1 pseudogene is annotated in these 816 nt (G+C 64.0%); it reads right to left on the reverse strand.

Features of this window, described 5'->3' with window-relative positions:
• Window positions 1-816 (reverse strand): annotated as a pseudogene (locus tag NCS02_RS30215) (Mu transposase domain-containing protein); the annotation flags it as partial.

Here is an 816-nt window from a genome sequence, read left to right on the forward strand (position 1 = left end):
GGCGTGGTCGCTGCCGCGCGGTCGCGGTTGTTGATGAGGATGTCGCGCACGTGGCGGTAACGATGTACACCCAATTCGAGCGCCAACGCGCACGCCGCTTCGAGACGGTCGCGACCATAGCGACGTGAGAGCGAGAGCAAGCCAAGGCACGCCCGATAGCCGTGCTCGGGATGGCGCTGTTCCTGCAGAAGCCGCGCGACGAGCGCGCCGGTGGCGCCGCCAATCTGCTGACCCCAGTGGATAAGCCGCTGCGGAGTCCATGCGAGATGAGCGCGGTGTGCCGCCGGCATGTGCTCGACGACGGTGGTGTAGCCTCCTACGCGATCATTGCGAGCATGGCTGGCCACACGGCGACCTCGATGCAACAACTCGACAGCACCCGCTGTGATGCGCGTCGAGCTTGAGTCCCACAAGCGCGTGAGGAACGCTGTAGCGATGTTTATCGATCTCGATGTGGTAGTCGATGCCGACCGTTACTGCCTTGAACCGCGCGAGCTCATACGGCTGCACCGGCAGTGGCTGTAGGGCCGGCGCGTCTAATTCGGTGAACGCGCTGGCGCGGCATCCAGGCAGCTTCTGAAACGGGCGCTCGTTCAAGTTCTTCAGTAGCGGGCGGATCGCGTCGTCCACCGACTGGACCGACTCGAACTGGCGATGACGCAGACGCGCCATGATCCAACGTTCGACCACCTGAACCGCCACTTCAACCTTCGGCTTATCCTGCGGGCGATAAACGCGTGCAGGCAGAAATGAGGTGCCGTAGTGACGCGCGAAGTCCAGCACGGTGTCGCCGGCGCGAGGCTCATAGCGATCGGG

It is taken from the genome of Caballeronia sp. NCF2, assembly GCF_023631205.1.
GTDB classification, from domain to species: Bacteria; Pseudomonadota; Gammaproteobacteria; order Burkholderiales; family Burkholderiaceae; genus Caballeronia; species Caballeronia zhejiangensis.